Here is a 17851-nt window from a genome sequence, read left to right on the forward strand (position 1 = left end):
TCGGTCGGTCCGGGGATCCCCCCCCGCACACGGCGCACGGCCGCACGGCCGTCCCGCGCCCGACGCCCTCGCAGGTCTGCCGCTCGGCGGGCAGGGTGTCGCACGGTGTGTTCCGCGGAACACTGCTCGAGCGGCCCCGTAGGGCGGCGGTCCCGGCGTTCCGCCTCTCCCTCACGTCCGCTGGCCGAACAGCTCCCGCAGCACGTCCTCCATGGTCACCAGCCCGGCCATCCGCCCGTCCGTCCCGAGGACCGCGGCGAGATGTGTACGGCTGCCCCGCATCGCCGTGAGGACGTCGTCCAGTGGCGTGTGCTCCCGAACGCGGGCGATGGACCGCATGTCACGCAGCCGGAACGGCACGTCCCGCCCGGCGGCGTCCAGGGCGTCCTTCACATGCAGGTAGCCCACGATCCGCCGTCCCTCGTCCACCACCGGGAAACGGGAGAACCCGGACTCCGCGGACAGCCGCTCCAGTTCCTCCGGCGTGATGCCGACGCTCGCGTACACCACGTCCTCCAGCGGCATCACCACGTCCCGCACCGGACGGCGGCCCAGCTCCAGCGCGTCGCGCAGCCGCTCCTGGGCCCGGTCGTCGATCAGGCCGGCCTCGCTGGAGTCCTTCACGATCTGCGCTATCTCGGCGTCCGAGTAGGAGGCGGCGACCTCCTCCCGGGCCTCGACCCGCAGCAGCTTCAGCAGGGCGTTCGCGCACGCGTTCACCGTGAAGATCACCGGGCGCAGCGCCCGGGACAGCGCCACCAGGGGCGGTCCGAGCGCCAGCGCGCTGCGCACCGGCTCGGCGAGCGCGATGTTCTTCGGCACCATCTCGCCGAGCAGCATGTGCAGATAGGTCGCGAGGGCCAGCGCGATCACGAAGGACACCGCGTGCCCCGCGCCCTCGGGCACGCCCACCGCGTGGAACACCGGCTCCAGCAGATGCGCGATCGCGGGCTCGGCCACCACGCCCAGCACCAGCGTGCACAGCGTGATGCCGAGCTGGGCGGCGGCCATCAGCGCGGACACGTGCTCCAGGCCCCACAGCACGCTCTTCGCGCGCCGGTCGCCCTGGTCGGCGTAGGGCTCGATCTGGCTGCGGCGCACGGAGGTCAGCGCGAACTCCGCACCGACGAAGAAGGCGTTGACGACGAGCGTCGCCAGTCCGATCAGCAGCTGGACGACGGTCACAGCTCCACCCCCTTCTCGTCGGGCTCGTGGTCGTCGAGGGGGGCGCGCAGCCGGACGCGGGCGGCGCGGCGCCCCGTCGCGTCCAGGACCTCCAGGTGCCAGCCGGCGACCTCCAGGGTGTCTCCGGCGGCGGGTATCCGGCCGAGCACCGTGGCCACCAGTCCGGCGAGCGTCTCGTAGGGCCCCTCCGGGACGCGCAGCCCGACGCGTTCCAGGTGGTCCACGCGGGCGGAGCCGTCGGCCGAGTACAGCGCGTGCCCGGACTCGTCCGTGCCGGCCGCGGCCAGGTCGGGGGTCTCGTGCGGGTCGTGCTCGTCACGGACCTCGCCGACGACCTCCTCGACGATGTCCTCCAGCGTGGCCACGCCCGCCGTGCCGCCGTACTCGTCGATCACGACGGCCATCGTCCGTTTGCCGGAGAGCCGGTCCAGGAGCCGGTCGACGGTGAGCGACTCCGGGACCAGCAGCGGCTCGCGCATCAGCTCGGAGACGTAGATCCGGGTGCGGCGCTCGGCGGGCACCGCCAGCACGTCCTTGACGTGGGCCGTTCCGACGACCGAGTCGAGGGTCCCGCGGTAGACGGGGAACCGGGACAGACCGGTCGCCCGGGTCGCGTTGGCGACGTCCTCCAGGGTCGCCTGCATCTCCAGCGCGACGACCTGCACCCGGGGCGTCATCACGTTCTCCGCGGTCAGGTCGGCGAGGTTCAGGGTCCGCACGAAGAGCTCGGCGGTGTCGGGCTCCAGGGCGCCCTCCTTCGCGGAGTGCCGGGCCAGGGCCGCCAGCTCCTGCGGCCCGCGCGCCGAGGCGAGCTCCTCCGCGGGCTCGACACCGATCCGCCGCACGACCCGGTTCGCCGTGTTGTTGAGGTGCGTGATGAAGGGCCGGAACGCGGCACTGAACCAGCGCTGCGCGTTGCCCACGGTCTTGGCGACGGTCAGCGGCGAGGAGATCGCCCAGTTCTTCGGCACCAGCTCGCCGACGACCATCAGGAACACCGTCGACGCGGCCGTACCGAGCACCAGCGCGACGCTGTGCGACGCCGAGCGTGAGACGCCGAGGTCCTCCAGCGGCCCGGCGATCATGGCGGCGATCGACGGCTCGGCGAGCATGCCGACCACCAGGTTCGTGACCGTGATGCCGAGCTGTGCGCCGGAGAGCTGGAACGTCAGATTCCGTACGGCCTTCAGCGCCCCCTGCGCACCCCGCTCGCCGCGCTCCACGGCCTGCTCCAGCTCGGCCCGCTCGACCGTGGTGAGGGAGAACTCGGCGGCCACGAAGGCGCCGCAGGCGAGCGAGAGCAGGATCGCCGCCAGGAGGAGGAGTACTTCGGTCATCGGTTCACCCCCGTTCCATGGTTCTCCAGGACGGGGCGGAACGCGCGGTGTCGCGCACGGGGAGGCTCGCCCATGGGCGGACGCTCACAACCTTTCATGCAGAACCGAGTGGCCAATCAAGGGTAAAGGATGGGCAAAGTCCTTTTCCTGGGCCGGAGCACGAGGGCGTGGAGGCGAGCACGTAGGCGTGGCCGCGACCACGACCGTGGGCGCGAGCAGCGCGAACGTGATCTACAGCGCCTTGACCCAGCGCCGCCAGTGGTCCTCGCGATGGTAGCCACTGGCGGCCCATGCGTGGTGGGCCTGATCGTTGGCTTCCAGGACCATGGCGTCGACGCGTCGCCCGCCCAGGGCGGCGAAGCGTTCCTCGGCTGCTTCCAGCAGGGCGGTGGCGATGCCCTGCCGGCGGTGGTCAGGGTGGACGGCCAGTCGGTAGGCGGAGCATCGCCATCCGTCGAAGCCGGCTATGACGGTGCCGGTGAGGACGCCGTCGCGCTCCGCGAGGAGCAGGGCTTCGGGGTCTCGTGTGAGGAGTCGGGTCACGCCGTCGTGGTCGTCGCTGATGCTCGTTCCTTCCGCGGCGTCGCGCCAGAACCGCAGCACGGTATCGATGTCCGAAAGAGTGGCGCGGCGGATGTGAAGATCGCTCATGGGGCGAGCCAAGCAGAGTGCTCGCCGGTCTGGCGAACCGGATTCCGTCCCGGGCGCGGTCGGGAGCGGGACCGGCGGGGCCCCGGGCTTCCGCCGGCCGCGAGGCGAGGGCGATGACCGGCGGGACGGACCGCTCGGGCCTCTTCGTCGCCCCTTCGCGCCGCCTGTCGTGCCGTTCACGATCGGTCAGGGGGTGCGCAGGGAGGAGTCGGGGGCCCGCGTGAAGCGCTGCAGGAGCCGGGTGAAATCGTCCGCCCAGGACATGATGGTGGGTTCGTCGAAGAGGTCCGTGGAGTACTCGAAGGTGACGGTGATCGTATCGGCGCCGGGTGCCAGGACCGCGTACAACTCGTTGCGGGCCACGTCCGATGTGGGGAGGTCGCGTACCGACGCCGACAGTGAGCGCATGTCCAGGTGGGGCGGCGGTGTGGTGACCACGGTGAACAGCGCGGTCGGGAACAGCGAGTCGCCCGTTCCCGGCGCCACCAGCTCCACCACCTCCGTCAGCGGCAGGTCCTGGTGGTCGAGCGCGGTGAAGAGCGTCGTGCCCAGCCGCGTCACCAGGTCGGCGAACGTGTCGGCCTCGCCCGGCCGGGCGCGCAGCAGGACAGCGTCGCCCAGGAGCCCCACCACGTCGGACCGCTCGCGACGGGCGCGGTTGGCGCTGGACGCTGCCAGCACCACGTCGGGCGGCCCGCCGCACAACGCGGCGACCCATGTGGCGAACGTCGCGGCCAGTACGACGTACGGCGTCGTCCCCAGGCGGACGGCGGCCTCCGCGACCCGCTTCGGGATGTCCCCGTCGATGACCCAGGTGTGCAGGGCGCCCTGGCCGGACAGCTTCGCGGGGCGCGGCCGGTCGTACGGCAGCGGTGGACGCAGGGGAACCCCGTCGAGTTCGGTGCGCCAGAACCGTTCGAGCTCCGCCCTGCGATCGTCACTCAGCTGGTGTTCCGCCCTCGCGACGTCGGTGAACTGTGCTGAGACCGGCGCGAGTTGACTGCCGATGTTCTGATGGCGGGCGTTGTGGAGCTCCCCCAGTTCGCGCCAGATGACGCCCATGGACCAGCCGTCGCACACGGCGTGGTGGAACACCGTCACCAGTACCCAGCGATCCGGACCGAGTCGCGCCAGCCGGAAGCGGAACAACGGCGCGCGGTCCATGGAGAACGGACGCGTGGCCTGGTCCCGGCACCACCGCTCGACGGCCTCGTCGTCGGCGTGCGTCGTCAGGTCGTCCACCGGCAGGTCCACCGGCACCTGGGCCAGCACCTCGACCACGAAGCGCCCGTCACGCCGTACGGCCCTGCTCCGCAGCGCGTGATGGCGGTTCACCAGGTCCTCCAGGGCGCCCGCCAGGTTCCGTGGGTCGAGGTCGCCGCACAGGTCGATGCGGTGGGCGACGTTGTAGACGCCCGGATCGGCGTGTTCGTGGTGCCGGTGCCACAGCCTGCGCAGCGTGGAGGTCATCGGTGCCGTGTCCACCACCCGCTCGGCGGGCGAGGGACGTTCACCGCGTCCCGCCACACCCCGGATCGTGGGGTTCAGGAAGAACTCGGCCATGGACAGCTCCATGTCCAGCCCGTCCGCCATGCGGTTCAGCAGCCTGATCGCGCTCAGGGAGTGGCCGCCGAGTTCGAAGAAGGACCGGGTCACCGGCACCCGGCCCACGCCGAGCTCCTCGCACCACAGCTCGTGCAGGGCGGTCTCCAGGGGGGTGGCGGGCCGCGCGTCGGCCCCCGGCGCCGCGTCCTCCGGCTCGGGCCCGGGCGCGGGCAGCCGCTCCCGGTCCAGCTTGCCCGAGGCGTTCACCGGCAGCCGCTCCAGCCGCACCCAGTGGCGGGGCACCAGATGGCCGGGCAGCTCCGCCGAGAGCGCCGCGCGCAGCGCGCGCAGGTCGGCATCCTGCGCCGTGGGCACCACGTAGGCGACGAGCTCCTGGTCGCCGTGCGGGTCGCGCCGGGACACGACAGCCGTGTCCCGGACGTCGGGCAGGGCGCTCAACGCCTGCTGCACCTCGCCCGGTTCGACCCGATGGCCCCGGATCTTGACCTGGTCGTCCCGGCGGCCGACGTACTGGAGCGAACCGTCTGTGCGCCAGCGCCCGAGGTCCCCCGTCCGGTACAGCACGGAGCCCGCGCCGTCCGCGAGGAACGCGTCGGCCGTCTCGGCAGGCCGGGCGTGGTAGCCGTGGGCGACCGCGGCGCCGCCCACGTGGATCTCACCGACCGCTCCTGGCGGAACCTCCCGCCCGGTGCCGTCCAGCAGGGTGATCCGCACGCCCGGTACCGGCGTGCCGATCGGCGGCCACTCCTCGCCTTCGGGGTCGACCCGGTGCGAGGTGACGATGACGGAGGTCTCCGTCGGCCCGTACTGGTTGTACAGCGCGCACCCGGGGTGCGCAGCGAGGAACCGGCGGAACGCGCCGGTGAGCTGCAGTGCCTCGCCGGCCGAGAACAACTCCCGCAGGGAAGGCAGTTCGGGCCCGGACTCGACGAGGTACCGGAGCGGGGTGCACGGCATGAACATCCGCTCCACCCCGTGGCGGCGCACCGCCTCCGCGACCGCCGCCGGGTCGTGCCGCACCTCGTCGCCGATCAGGACCAGCGCCGCCCCCGAGCACAGCGTCGTGAAGATCTCCTGCACGCTCACGTCGAACGCGGGCGACGTCCACTGCAGGGTGCGCAGCGCGGAATGGCTCGCCAGGTGCCCGCGCACGAGGTTGACCGGGCCCCGGTGCGGCACGACGACTCCCTTGGGGAGGCCGGTCGAGCCCGAGGTGTAGATGCAGTACGCGGGGTCTTCGGGCCGCGCGCCGTCCGCCGGGGAGGCCTCCGCCGGATCGCCGTCGACCTGTTCCACGAGCCGTACGGGCCCGTACGGGGCGTCCGCCCCGAGCCCGGGATGCCGCGCGAGGACGGATGCGGAGGTCAGCAGCAGCACGGGCGCGCCGTCGTCGAGGAGCGCGGCGAGCCGAGGGGTGGGCAGGGACGGGTCGAGCGGCAGATACGCGGCGCCGCTCTTGAGCACCCCCAGCACCGCGGTGATGAGTTCCGGGCCGCGCGGCAGCAGCAGCGCCACGCGCTCCCCGCGCACGGCGCCCCGGGCACGCAGATCGTGGGCGAGCGTGTTCGCGCGCCCGTCCAGCTCCCGGTAGCGGACGCTCTGCGCCCCGCTCACCAGGGCCACGGCGTCCGGTGTCCGCCGTGCCTGCCGCTCGAACAGTCCGTGCAGGGTGTCCTCGATGGCGGGCGACGGCTCGTCCAGGCGCCCCAGCCTCGCGAGGGCCGTGCGGTCGGTGCCGGTCACGGCCGTCAGTTCCCGCAGCGGCGCGCCGGGGGTGGCGAGGGCACGGCGCAGCACCTCTTCCACGTAGTGCGTGAAGCGGCGCACGGTGGCCTCGTCGAACAGGGCCGTGTCGTACTCGACCATGAACCGCACGCCGTCGCCGTGGTGCGTGAAGTAGACGCTCAGGTCGAACGGAGCCCGCGCGCTCGGCACGTCGAGCAGCGTCGCGGAAAGCCGGGGCGGGTCGAACTCCGCCTCGCCCTCCTTCTCGTACTCCACCATCACCTGGAACAGCGGGTTGCGCCCCGGGTCCCGGGGCGGGTTGAGCGCTCCCACCAGCTCGTCGAAGGGGACGCCGCTGTGCTCGTACGCCGCCGTGCTGCCGGCGCGCACCCGGTGCAGCAGCGCGGGGAAGTCCGGGTCGCCGGCGAGGTCCAGGCGCAGCGGCACGGTGTCGAGGAAGAGGCCGACATGGCGGTCGGCACCCGCGGGCCGGGCGGCGAGGACGGTGCCGAGGACCACGTCGTCCTGGCCGCTCATCCGGCCGAGCACCGCCGCGACGGCGCCGGTCAGCGCCATGAACGCGGTGGCCCGGTGCCTGGCCGCGAACGCCCGGAGCGAGTCGGTGAGTTCCGCGTCCAGCTCGTGGGTGAGGCTCGCCCCCGCCCCCGACCGGACGGGAGGGCGGGGCCGGTCGGTGGGCAGGGCGAGCTCCGGGACTCCCGCCAGCTCGCGCCGCCAGAAGCCGAGGGACGCGGCGTGGTCCGCCGGACGGGCCGGGGCCACCTCCGGCAGGGGTGGCGGCTCGGGGGCGCCGTGTTCCGAGGCGCGGTAGCAGGCTGCGAGGTCGCCGACGAGTACGGCCGTGGAGGCCGAGTCGAAGACGATGTGGTGGGCCAGCAGGAAGAGCAGATGCCGCTCCTCGGACAGGCGCAGCAGCCGCGCCGTCACGAGCGGGCCCTCACACAGGTCGAGGACCCGGCGCCCCTCCGTCGCGAGCGTGGCGCGCAGCGCCTCCTCCTCCGTCGCCCCCGTGTGGTCGTCCACCGGGCATTCCAGGCGTACCCGGTCGCGGATCTCCTGGTACGGAACACCGCCGTCGTCCAGGAACACCGTACGCAGCGCCGGATGCCGGTCCGCGACCCGCTGGAGCGCACGGCGCAGAGCCGGCACGTCCAGCGGCCCGTCCAGCCGAACCGCCTTGGGCTCGTGGTACATGCCGGTCCCCGGATGCAGTTGTTCCAGGAACCAGATGCGGCGCTGCGCGGGCGTGAGCGGCACCCGCTGCGGTACGGGAGCCGCCCGCCCGCCGGCCTCGGGCAGCGCACGGCGGCGGACCCGGTCGAGCACCGGCAGCGCGGCCAGGACCTTCTCCTTCGGGACGCCGAAGTCCACGAAGCAGGCGATCTCGTCCGCTCCGGCGTCCACCAGGCGGCGCACGGTCCCGGCGGCCGTGTCCTCGTCGCCGATCAGGGCACGTGAGGCGCAATAGCGCTCGTAGGCCCGCTCGAGCAGGAACTCCACGTCCTCCTCGGGGGTGTTGTCGAGGTCCGCCGTGAAGCCGAGGCTGTTGGTGACCTGGCCGAAAAGGGAGAGCGAGGAACGCAGGTACGACACGAACGGCCGGTACGCCTCCGCCCGTGCGCGGTCCCCGTCCTCACCGAGGTACGTGTGCACCAGCACCACCACTCGCCCCGCCGCCGGGTCGAGCCCGTGCTCGGCTCGGGTGCGCCGATACAGCGCGATGTTCTCGGCCAGCTGCTCGACGGTCTGCGTCATCAGGTTGGTGACCACGCCCAGGCCCTCGACGGCGGCCCGGCGGTAGCTGTCCGGGTTGCCCACCACGGCGACATACAAGGGGAGTTCCTGTTGCAGGGGGCGGGGGTGGAGGCGTACTTCGACGGGCTCACCGTCACCGGCGGTCGTCGGCAGCCCGCGCCCCGACCAGAGCTGCCGTACGGTCGCCAACTGCTCGTACATCACGTCGCGGTGGCGCCCGAAGTGCTGCGGGGCGAGCGAGAAGTCGGTGGCGTGCCAGCCGCTCGCGACGCACAGACCCGCCCTGCCGCCGGAGATGTTGTCGACCACCGACCACTCCTCGGCGACCCGCACCGGATGGTGCAGCGGCAGAACGACCGAGCCCGCGTGCAGCCGGATGCGGCGGGTGCTCGCCGCGAGCGCCGCGGCGAGCACGGAGGGGTTGGGAAACAGCGCTCCGAAGGAGTCGAAGTGGCGCTCCGGGAGCCACAGGGCGTGGAACCCGTGCTCGTCCGCGTACGTCGATGACTCCATGATCAGCGCGTACTTGTCGCGGTCGGCGTCCTCGGGGTAGTCGCCGAAGAAGTACAGGCTGAAGTCGCAGCCCCGCGCGGGTGCCGGCCGGGGTCTCTGCTCGGGACCCGCCGGGGGAGTGTGCGGGGCGCGGGCCGGGGGAGCGTGCGGGGTGGAGACCTCCGCCGGGGTCGGAGCGGGCAGAGGTGCCTGGGGCCGGGACGGCGCCGGCCGGGGGGTGGGTGCCTGCGCCGGGGGAGCGGTGGGCGGGGCTCCCGTGGAGGCGAGCACGTCGAGTTGGCGGGACAGCACTCCGGTGACCTGGTCGACCAGATGCTCGGTGAGCTCGAGCTGCCGCCTCAGCAGCTCGTGCAGCCCGGAGGACGCCTCGGGTGCCGGGGTGAGGGCGCCCGGGGCCGCGGTTGCCGGCGCCGGGGGCACGGGCGTGGGCAGGGGCGCGGGTGCGGCCACCGGTTCCTCTCGCTGGCGCTCATGCGCTGCGTGCGGCTGCCGACCCGCGTTCCCGGGTGTCTCCACGGGCTCCGGCGGCGGCCCCGCGCCGAGTTGCGCGAGGCGTTCCGCCAGCGCGCGCGGCGTGTCGGCCGTGGAGAACAGCTCCCGTACCGGGACGCGCACGCCGTACCGCTGCTCCAGCTCCGCCGTCATGCCCATCAGCGAGAGCGAGTCCGCGCCCAGCTCGAAGAACGAGGTGCCGGGGCCGACGTCCGCCGCCCGGCGGCCGAGCTTTTCGGCGGTCAGCCGCCGTACGTCGGCGAGCAGTTCGTCCGGCACGTTGGGTTCCTCCAAGGGGGTGGCCGGCGGTTCTGACGGACGGTGCGGGGCCGGGGCCGGGGGCGTGAGGAGCGACACCACCCGGCGCCTGCGCAGGGGATGACCCGGCAGCGGCACCCTGCCCCCGCCGGTGTTCACCGCGCCCCACTCCAGGTCGGCCCCCCTGCGGTACAGCGAGCCCAGCGACGCGAGGAGCCCGCGCAGCTGGTCGGCCGCTCCCGGGCCGGCGCCCTGCCCTTCGAGCCAGCGGCTCTCCGGTACGCAGTGGCGGCCGAGGCCGGTGAGGGTGTCCCCGGCGCCCAGTTCCACGAAGTCCCGGCACCCCTGCGCCGCCGCCGCGGTCATGGCCAGATCGAAGCGGACGGTCCGGCGCGCCTGGCCGCAGAGGTAGTCGGCGTCCGGGGTCCAGCCCACCGGGCGCACCAGCCCGTCGGCCGCCGTCACCAGTGGCGTGCGCAACGGGCGGTATGCCACCCGCTCGGCGTGCGGGCGGAAAGAGCGCAGAGCCGGTTCGACCGCGGCGGAGTGGAAGGCCCTGTCGACGGGCAGCCGCCGCCATCGCAGGCCCTCCCCTTCCAGCAGGCGCACCGCTTCCTCGAGGGCGTCCGGCGGACCGGAGATCACCTGGGAGCGCGGCCCGTTGACCGCCGCCAGTGCGGCCCCCGCGGCCCGCGCGATCCGCTCCGCCTCGGCCTCCCCGGCGCGGACGGCGAGCATGCCGCCCGGCGGGCAGGCCGTCTGCATCAGCCGTCCGCGCCACGCCGTGAGCCGCAGCCCGTCGTCGAGCGTGAGGGCGCCGCCCGCGTAGAGGGCCGCGTACTCCCCGACGCTGTGGCCGAACAACAGCGCGGGGCGCATGCCGGTGGCGCACCACACGTCGGCGAGCGCTGCCTGATGGGCGAACAGGGCGGTCTGCGCCGTCTCGGTCGGCCAGACCCCGTCGTCGGCGGACTCCTCCAGCAGCAGCGGGAGCAGACTGCCGCCGAACTCGTCGGCGTACAGCTCCTCGCACCGGTCGAGGACCCGCCTGGCGGCCGGGTGGGCGGCGTACAGGCCGCTCGCCATGCCGCGCCGGGCGCTTCCCTGCCCGGCGCAGACGAAGGCGAGCGGCCCGAGCGGGGCGGGAGGAGCGGCCGGCTGCTCGTCCAGGGCGTCGGCCAGCTCCCCGGCGGTCCGGCCCACGGCGGTGCTCCGCGCCGTCCGATGGGGCCGCCCGAGCGCCATGGTGGCCGCCACGTCCGCCGCCGCGAGGTCCGGCCGCCGGCGCAGCCGGTCGCGGAGCAGACCGGTGAGCTCGTGCAGCGCCTCCGTGTCACGGGCCGACACCGGTACCAGTACGGGAAGTCCGGCCGTGTGGGGTGCGGAGCGAACGGGCGGCTCCTCCAGCACCACGTGCGCGTTCGTGCCGCCGACGCCGAGCGCGCTGACCCCGGCCCGGCGCGGTACGCCGTCCCGCGCCGGCCACGGCCGCAGTTCGGTGCCCAGGACGAGCGGGCCGCCCTCCAGACGCAGGTCGGGGTTGGGGCGTGTCAGGTGCAGTGTGGGGACCAGCGTGCGGTGGCGCAGCATGAGGACCGTCTTGAGGAGGCCGGCCATCCCGGCGCAACTGTCGAGGTGCCCGATGCTCGGCTTCACCGAGCCGACCGTGCAGAAGCCGGTACGCCGGGTGCCCTCGCCGAGCGCTCTGCCCAGTGCCTCCAGCTCCACCGGATCGCCGAGACGGGTGCCCGTCCCGTGCGCCTCCACGTACGAGATCGTGTCGGCGGGGACGTCCGCCCTGCGCAGCGCCTGGCGCACGACCTCCACCTGGCCCGAGACGCCGGGCGCGCTGAACCCGACCTTGCCCGCCCCGTCGTTGTTCACGGCGGAGCCCAGGATGACCGCGTGCACGGTGTCGCCGTCGGCCAGCGCACGGTCGAGCCGTTTGAGCAGGACGGCCGCCACGCCGTTGCCCCCGACGGTGCCGTCGGCCTCCGCGTCGAAGGCCCGGCAGCGTCCGGTGGGCGACAGGATCGACCCGGGGTGGCTGCGGTAGCCGCTCTCCTGCGGCAGGTGCACGGCCGCCGCGCCGGCCAGCGCCAGGTCCGCCTCACCGCTCAGCAACGCCTGCACGGCGAGGTGGACGGCGACCAGCGAGGTGGAGCAGGCCGTCTGCACACCGATGGCCGGGCCGGTGAGGCCGAGCCGGTAGGCGACGCGGGAGGCGAGGAAGTCGGGCTGCTGCCCGATCGCGGCCTGCATGCCGGCGGCCGGGTCGTCCGGGGTGTCGGTCACTCCGGTCGCGGGCGGGTTCTGGTGGTCGTAGAGGTTCATGCCCGTACCGGCGAACACCCCCACCCTGGTGCCCGGGCCGGCCGCTGCGTAGCCGCCGTCCTCGAGCGCCTCGTGGCAGCATTCCAGGAACATCCGGTGCGCGGGGTGGGTGAGCCCGGCCTCCCGGGGGCTCATCCCGAAGAAGTCCGCGTCGAAGGCGTCGACACCGTCGATGACGCCCGCGACCGGCACCAGGCCGGGGGCGCGCCGCTGCTCCGGGGACAGCCCGGCCGCGGCGAGGCGCTCCTCGTCGAAGACCCGGACGCTGTCCACGCCGTCGCGCAGGTTCGCCCAGAAGCTGTCCGCCGAGTCCGCGCCGGGAAAGCGCAGCGACAGGCCGACGACCGCGACGCGCCGTTCGGCCGCGTCGCCGCCTGAGGCGGTGGTCACGGGCTGCGGCCGGTCCCCGGGGGTGGCGGTCAGGTGCGCGGCGAGCGCCGTGGCCGTGGGGTGCTCGAAGAACGCCGTCTGGGCGATCGACGTCGCCAGCCGTCGCTCCAGGCGGGCGCGCAGGCGGGTGAGAAGCAGGGAGTTCAGCCCCAGCTCGTAGAACGGCACCCGGGCGTCCACCGGGTGCCCCAGTACGGCGTCGATCTCCTCGCACACGATCCGCGTCAGGTCGGGGGAGGGGACGCCGTGGGCGTGCGGCGCGGGACCGGCGCGGAAGCCGCCGGCGATCAGGCGGTGGCGGAGTTCGGCGCGACGCACCTTCCCGGCGGGCGTCCTCGGGAAGTCGCCGTCCGGTACGGGCAGGACGTGGGAAGCGGTCAGGCGCAGCCGGGAGAACAGCGCCGCCTTCACCTCCCGCACGATCCGCGCGTCCTGGTCGGCACCGCGCGTCACGAAGAACACGGCCAGCCGCTCCGTACCGCTGTCCTCGTCCGGTACGCCGCAGGCCGCGACCTCTCCCTGGCGGACCCCGGCGACGGCGGTCGCCGCTTCCTCGACCTCGTGGCAGTACACGTTGTGTCCGTTGAGGACGATCAGGTCCTTGCGCCGACCGGTGATCACGACCTGCCCGCCGTCGAGGAAGGCCAGATCGCCCGTGTCCAGCCAGTCCCGACCCACGGGGAACGCCTCGGCGTCCGCCTGCGGGTTGTTCACGTAGCCGGGGGTGAGCCGGGCGGGCGTGTGCACCTGGAGGCGGCCGATCCTGCCCGTCGGCACCATCTCGCCGCGGTCGTCCACGACGCGCAGGGTGACCCCGTGCGCCGGCGAGCCGGCCGCGACGAAGGTGACGCAGTCGTCCTCCGGGGTCCCCGGGTCGGCCCGCACCAGGTCGCCGCCCAGGCTGCTCTTGAGCAGGTGGTGCACGGTGCCCGGCCGGTCCAGCCGTCCGTACGTGACGGCCGTGACCGTCTCGGCCATCCCCCACACCGGCACGATGTGCCCCTGCCGCACCCCGGACGCGGCGGTGGCGTCCAGGAAACGACGCAGCACCGGCAGCACGATCTGCTCGCCGCCGCACAGCAGTGTCCTGAGGCCGCCCAGGCTCCGTACGCGGTCCGGCCGCTCGGCGAGCGCGTCCGCGACCAGCCCGTACGCGAAGGTCGGCGCCCAGCTGTGCTGCGCCCCGTACGTCTCGACGAGGTCGAGCCAGCGCAGTGGTTCGGCCAGGACCCGGTCGGTCGGCGCGTGGACGTTGGTGCAGCCCGCGAAGACCGCCAGCACGTGGTACAGCAGGAACGCGCCACTGTGGTCGACCGGCAGCCAGTTCACCATCGTGTCGTCCGGCCGTACGTCCATGATCCGCCGGGAGCTCGCGGCGAGGTCCGCCAGACCGGCATGGGTGAGCTGTGCCGCCTTGGGTCCACCGGTGCTGCCGGAGGACAGCATCAGCACGGCGACGTCGGTCCCGGCCGGGTCGACGTGGTCGTCCGCGGGGTGCGCGCCCAGAAGGTCGTGCGCGATCGCGACCCGCAGGTGGGGAGCGGAGGCGGCCAGGTCCCGGGCACCGGCCGCGTCGGTGAGCACCAGCGGTCCGTCCAGCACGGCACATGTGTGCAGCAGGCGTTCGTACGCGGGGGAGCCCGGGACGGCCCGCTCCGCGATCGCCGCGGGCCGAGCGCCGCCCAGCACACAGGCCCAGAAGGCGGGGAAGAACTGCGCCAGTTCGAGCCCGCACAGCACCACCGTGTCGCCGGCACGCAGCCCGCGCCCCCGCAGCCCGGTCAGCAGCCGACGGGCCCGCGACAGCAACTCGCGGTAGGGCAGGCTGATCGGGGTGCCGTCCGGGGCGATCGCGACGACAGCGGCGCCGGAGTCCGCGTCGGCGGCTCGCAGCAGAGCGTCCACGGCGGTGCGAGGGTCGTCCTCGGTGTACTCGGGCTCAGGACCCCGGCAGAGTGCCTGTCCCTGTACGCGTTCCATGCGTGTCCCCTTCTTCTCCACTCGTGGACGACGTCCGGGCCGCGGCTGCGGCGAACAGCAGCAGGACCAGCGCCCCGCACACCGCCGCACCGTGGAACATCCCGACGACCGTCAGGGCGGGCAGCGCTTCGAGAGCCGCCGCGGCGAGCACCGTGCCCAGCGCGAAGCCGGCCGTCTCCGCCGTGGCGGACATCCCGAACAGCCGGCTGCGCTGCCGGTCGGGTGCGGCCTGCAGGCGTGAGGTGTAGACGATCTCGGTCCAGCCGTCGGCGAAGCCCGCGCACGCGGCGGCGGCCATGAGACCGGCGGAAGGCAGGCCGGTGAAGGCGGCCACGAAGGACACCGACATCGCCGACGTACCGAACGCGAAGGCCCGTTCGCCCCACGCCGATCCCCCCTCGGTGCGCTTGAGCACGAGGTGGGCGGCGATGGTGCCCACCGCCCACGCCACCCAGAACCGGGTCATGAACAGCGCCGGATCGGACGGGGAGCCGGCGTGTGCGACCACGGGCAGGGCGACGTTGTGCGAGGAGGACGCGAGGGCGTCGACCCCCCGGAGCAGGATCATGCCGAGCAGCAGGCCGGGAAGCCCGGCCACCCCGTGCCACAGGCGCGGGCGGCGCCACGGACGGTCCGCGTCCTTGCCTCGGCCGTCCCCTTCCCGTGCGGCCTCCTCCTCGCTGTCCGTGCGCGGCCGCAGGACGAGCAGCGCCCCCGCCGACACCGCGAAGCTCGCGGCGTTGACGGCGAAGGCGGCGCCGTAGCCGCCGAATCCGATGACGGGAGCAGCCGAGGCGAAGCCCAGTACGGTGGCGATCGAACGCGCCGTGACCAGCAGCCCGTTCGCGCGGGTACGGGACTCCTGGCCGACCATCGCGGGGATCGAGCTGCGCAGGGCGACGGTGAAGTACGTGTTCCCCGCGCCCATGACGACGACGGCGCAGCACAGCAGCCACGTCGGCGTGTCGGTCGCGCACAGGGCCAGGACGGTCATGACGAGGCCCTGGGCGACGTCCGCGCCCACCATCGTCCGCAGGCGGGTGGTCCTGGCCGACAGCGCGGCGGCGGTGAGCCCGGCGACGAACCCGGAGAACAGACGCAGCGCCATCACCAGGCCGACCCCGAAGGCCGTGCCGGTGGCTTCGTACGAGAACAGGCTCAGCGCGATCAGGTTCAGGTAGTTGCCGTAGCCGGACACCGCGTACGCGCAGACGAGGGCACGGAAACGCAGGTCCACACCCCCCACCACGTCCCCTTCCCGCGCGTGCGGGCGCTCACCGGCCCTCGTCCCCTGTCCGTCACGAGCCCGCCGGCCGCCCTCGTGGGGGGCCGGCGGGGGCTGCGGCGTCACCTGGTGGTCACGGGCGCCTCGGCGCGCATCTCCCGGAGCACATCGGCCACGTGGCGGATGCCTTCGGTGAGCACCTTCTCCTCGGCGCTGAGGCTGATGCGGAAGCACCGGGTCGCGTGGCCGGCCACGGCGGGGGAGGAGAGCGGGTCCACGAAGAAGTGCCGGCCCGGCACGACGAACACCCGTCTCTCCTTCAGCCTGCGGTACAGCTCGACGTCGTCGAACCACGGGTGGTCCACCCACAGCCAGCAGAACATCCCCCCGGCGCCGGAGTGCATCCGCCAGTCCATGTCCGCCGGCATCGTCTCCGCCAGCAGGTCCGCGGCGAAGCGCTTCTTCTCCCGGTAGTAGGGGACGATCGCCTCCCGGGTGACGTCGTCCAGCCGCCCGTCCCGCATGATGCGGGCCAGGGCGGCCTGGGGGAGCTGAGGGGCGTGCAGGACGGAGTTGGACATGAACGACGCCAGCGCGTCGACGTACTCCGGGGAGCCGATCGCGAACCCGACGCGTTCCCCGGGCAGTCCGGCCTTGGACGCGGAGAAGCAGTTGATCAGGTGGTCGTGCTGCACCGGCTCGGTGCGCACCTCGGCGATCCGGGGGAACGGGGAGCCGTACGCCTGGTCCAGGAGCAGTGGTACGTCACGCTCGGCCGCCAGCGTGGTCAGCGCGTCCAGGTCCGCCCGGTCCAGGGCGCGTCCGGTGGGGTTGCCGGGGCTGGAGACCAGCATCATGCCGATGTCCGACTGCCGTCTCAGGCCCTCGACGTCCAGGGCGTAGCGGAAGCGGTGGTCGCCCTGTCGCTCGATCCGGGGCGGCACTCCGACGATGCCCCCTGCGTGCATGCACATGCCCTGGTAGCCGGTGTAGTCGGGGACCATGGGCAGGACGATCTTCCGCTCACCCCGCGCCCCGGGGCCGGTGAAGAGGGCGGCCGCGGCGAAGCACAGCATCTGGCTGCCCGGGCCCACCACGACGTTCTCCGGGCCGATCCGCCAGCCGTACGCCCGGCGGAAGTACTCGACGACGGCTTCGATGAGGAACCGGCTGCCGCGCGACGGGCCGTAGCGGCAGCTCACCCGCCCGAAGTCCTCGGCCAGCGAATCCGCCAGGGCGGTCCGCCACATGTCGCTCGCCTCCGGTACGGAGGCGGGATTGCCCACGCTGAGGTTGAGCCAGTCACCCGCTGACGCGTCCGCCGTGCTGGCGGCCACGTCCTCCATGATGCTGCGCAGGCCGGAGACACCGGCCATCTTCGCGCCGCTCAGTGACAACTGCATGGGGATCTCCTGGTACTCGAGGGTGAGTGCCGGTGCGCGGGCGGAGCACGCGGGCATCGCGCAGCACGCGTGCCCGGCCAGGGGTGGGCCGGGGAGAAGGAAGGAACGAGTGGCGCGGGCGGTACCGCCCCGGGGCGACAGGCCCGGCGGTGCCGCGCCCTGCCGGCGGAGACGAGGAGGGAACGCGATGTCCCCGAAAGTCCGCGCGGCGGGGCTCTTTCCGAACGCGCGCAAAGGAAACGCAGCGTACCGCCCATGCTCTTAGCGCCCGGAGATTCTGTCAACGGCCTTCCGGGGCAGGCCTGTACGACCGGCGCTGTGTGAAGTGGGCTACGGTGAGAGTGATGCCCGGATCGCGGAGAACCATCCGTTAGTCAATCCGATGCCCCAACCGTGGAATTACTCCGCAAGTAAGTCCGCGCGACCCCGTCACCGGCCTGACGCAGGCTCAAGTCGTGTTCCGGTAAGTAAAGATGATCAACCCTTCCATGATTCGGCCCCACGCCATACAGTGGCAGCGTCCTTCGGGACACCTCGTGGGGGACGGGTGCATCACCAGTGCATCGCTCGGCTGGACACGAGGCGGGCAGCGGGCCCCTCGTCATTGACCGTCGAGAGGGCGAATCGCTGCCGTCGTATGCTGCTGGCCGACGGAAAGGGGGAAAGGTGATGCGGGGCGCATCCTGCTTTGCCGTACGACCGATGAGTGGTGCCGCTGTGCGAGCGTGACCGCTCGCGCGTGCTGAGCGCGGAGAAACCGCGGAGGGCCGGGTCCTGACCTCGCGCGCCGACGCAGGACATGGTGGTGGGCTATCGGCCCCGCCGTGCGTGAGCCCTGCCCGCGTTCTCGCTATTGCCCTGAGACGACACGTCCGTGAAAACCCCCGCGGGGCGTCGAAATGACGTCCGCGCCCGGGGCAGTGCCTTCAAGGAGTGGAATGTCCGACGCCGGTGCGAGTTTAGCCGACAGCGTACGTGCGGAAGTGGCCGGAACCTTCGACGGTAAGTCGGCGTCA

Annotated in this window: 6 protein-coding genes; all 6 read right to left on the reverse strand. The window is 73.3% G+C overall.

Features of this window, described 5'->3' with window-relative positions; genetic code table 11:
• Positions 1–171: 171 nt before the first annotated feature.
• Positions 172–1185, reverse strand: a complete 1014-nt coding sequence (locus tag BJ965_RS33090; RefSeq protein WP_184913913.1) for a hemolysin family protein — start codon at positions 1183–1185, stop codon at positions 172–174.
• The gene (locus BJ965_RS33095) at positions 1182–2522 is read right to left on the reverse strand and encodes a hemolysin family protein (protein ID WP_184913915.1); all 1341 of its coding nucleotides are present in this window, start codon (positions 2520–2522) and stop codon (positions 1182–1184) included. The genes BJ965_RS33090 and BJ965_RS33095 overlap by 4 nt, the downstream gene beginning before the upstream one ends.
• A gap of 231 nt (positions 2523–2753) precedes the next feature.
• Entirely contained in the window at positions 2754–3173 is a 420-nt protein-coding gene (locus BJ965_RS33100) for a GNAT family N-acetyltransferase (protein WP_184913917.1), read from the reverse strand.
• 186 nt (positions 3174–3359) lie between these two features.
• The gene (locus tag BJ965_RS33105) at positions 3360–14207 is read right to left on the reverse strand and encodes a non-ribosomal peptide synthetase/type I polyketide synthase (protein WP_184913919.1); all 10848 of its coding nucleotides are present in this window, start codon (positions 14205–14207) and stop codon (positions 3360–3362) included.
• Positions 14167–15453, reverse strand: coding sequence for an MFS transporter (locus BJ965_RS33110; protein WP_313667420.1), 1287 nt, complete (start codon positions 15451–15453; stop codon positions 14167–14169). Before BJ965_RS33110 ends, BJ965_RS33105 begins: the two co-directional genes overlap by 41 nt.
• A gap of 101 nt (positions 15454–15554) precedes the next feature.
• Positions 15555–16835 carry a valine--pyruvate transaminase gene (locus BJ965_RS33115; protein WP_184913921.1) on the reverse strand — a complete coding sequence of 427 codons (1281 nt, stop codon included), beginning with the start codon at positions 16833–16835 and terminating at the stop codon, positions 15555–15557.
• Positions 16836–17851: the final 1016 nt, after the last annotated feature.

This window comes from Streptomyces luteogriseus, assembly GCF_014205055.1.
In the GTDB taxonomy this organism is placed as follows: domain Bacteria; phylum Actinomycetota; class Actinomycetes; order Streptomycetales; family Streptomycetaceae; genus Streptomyces; species Streptomyces luteogriseus.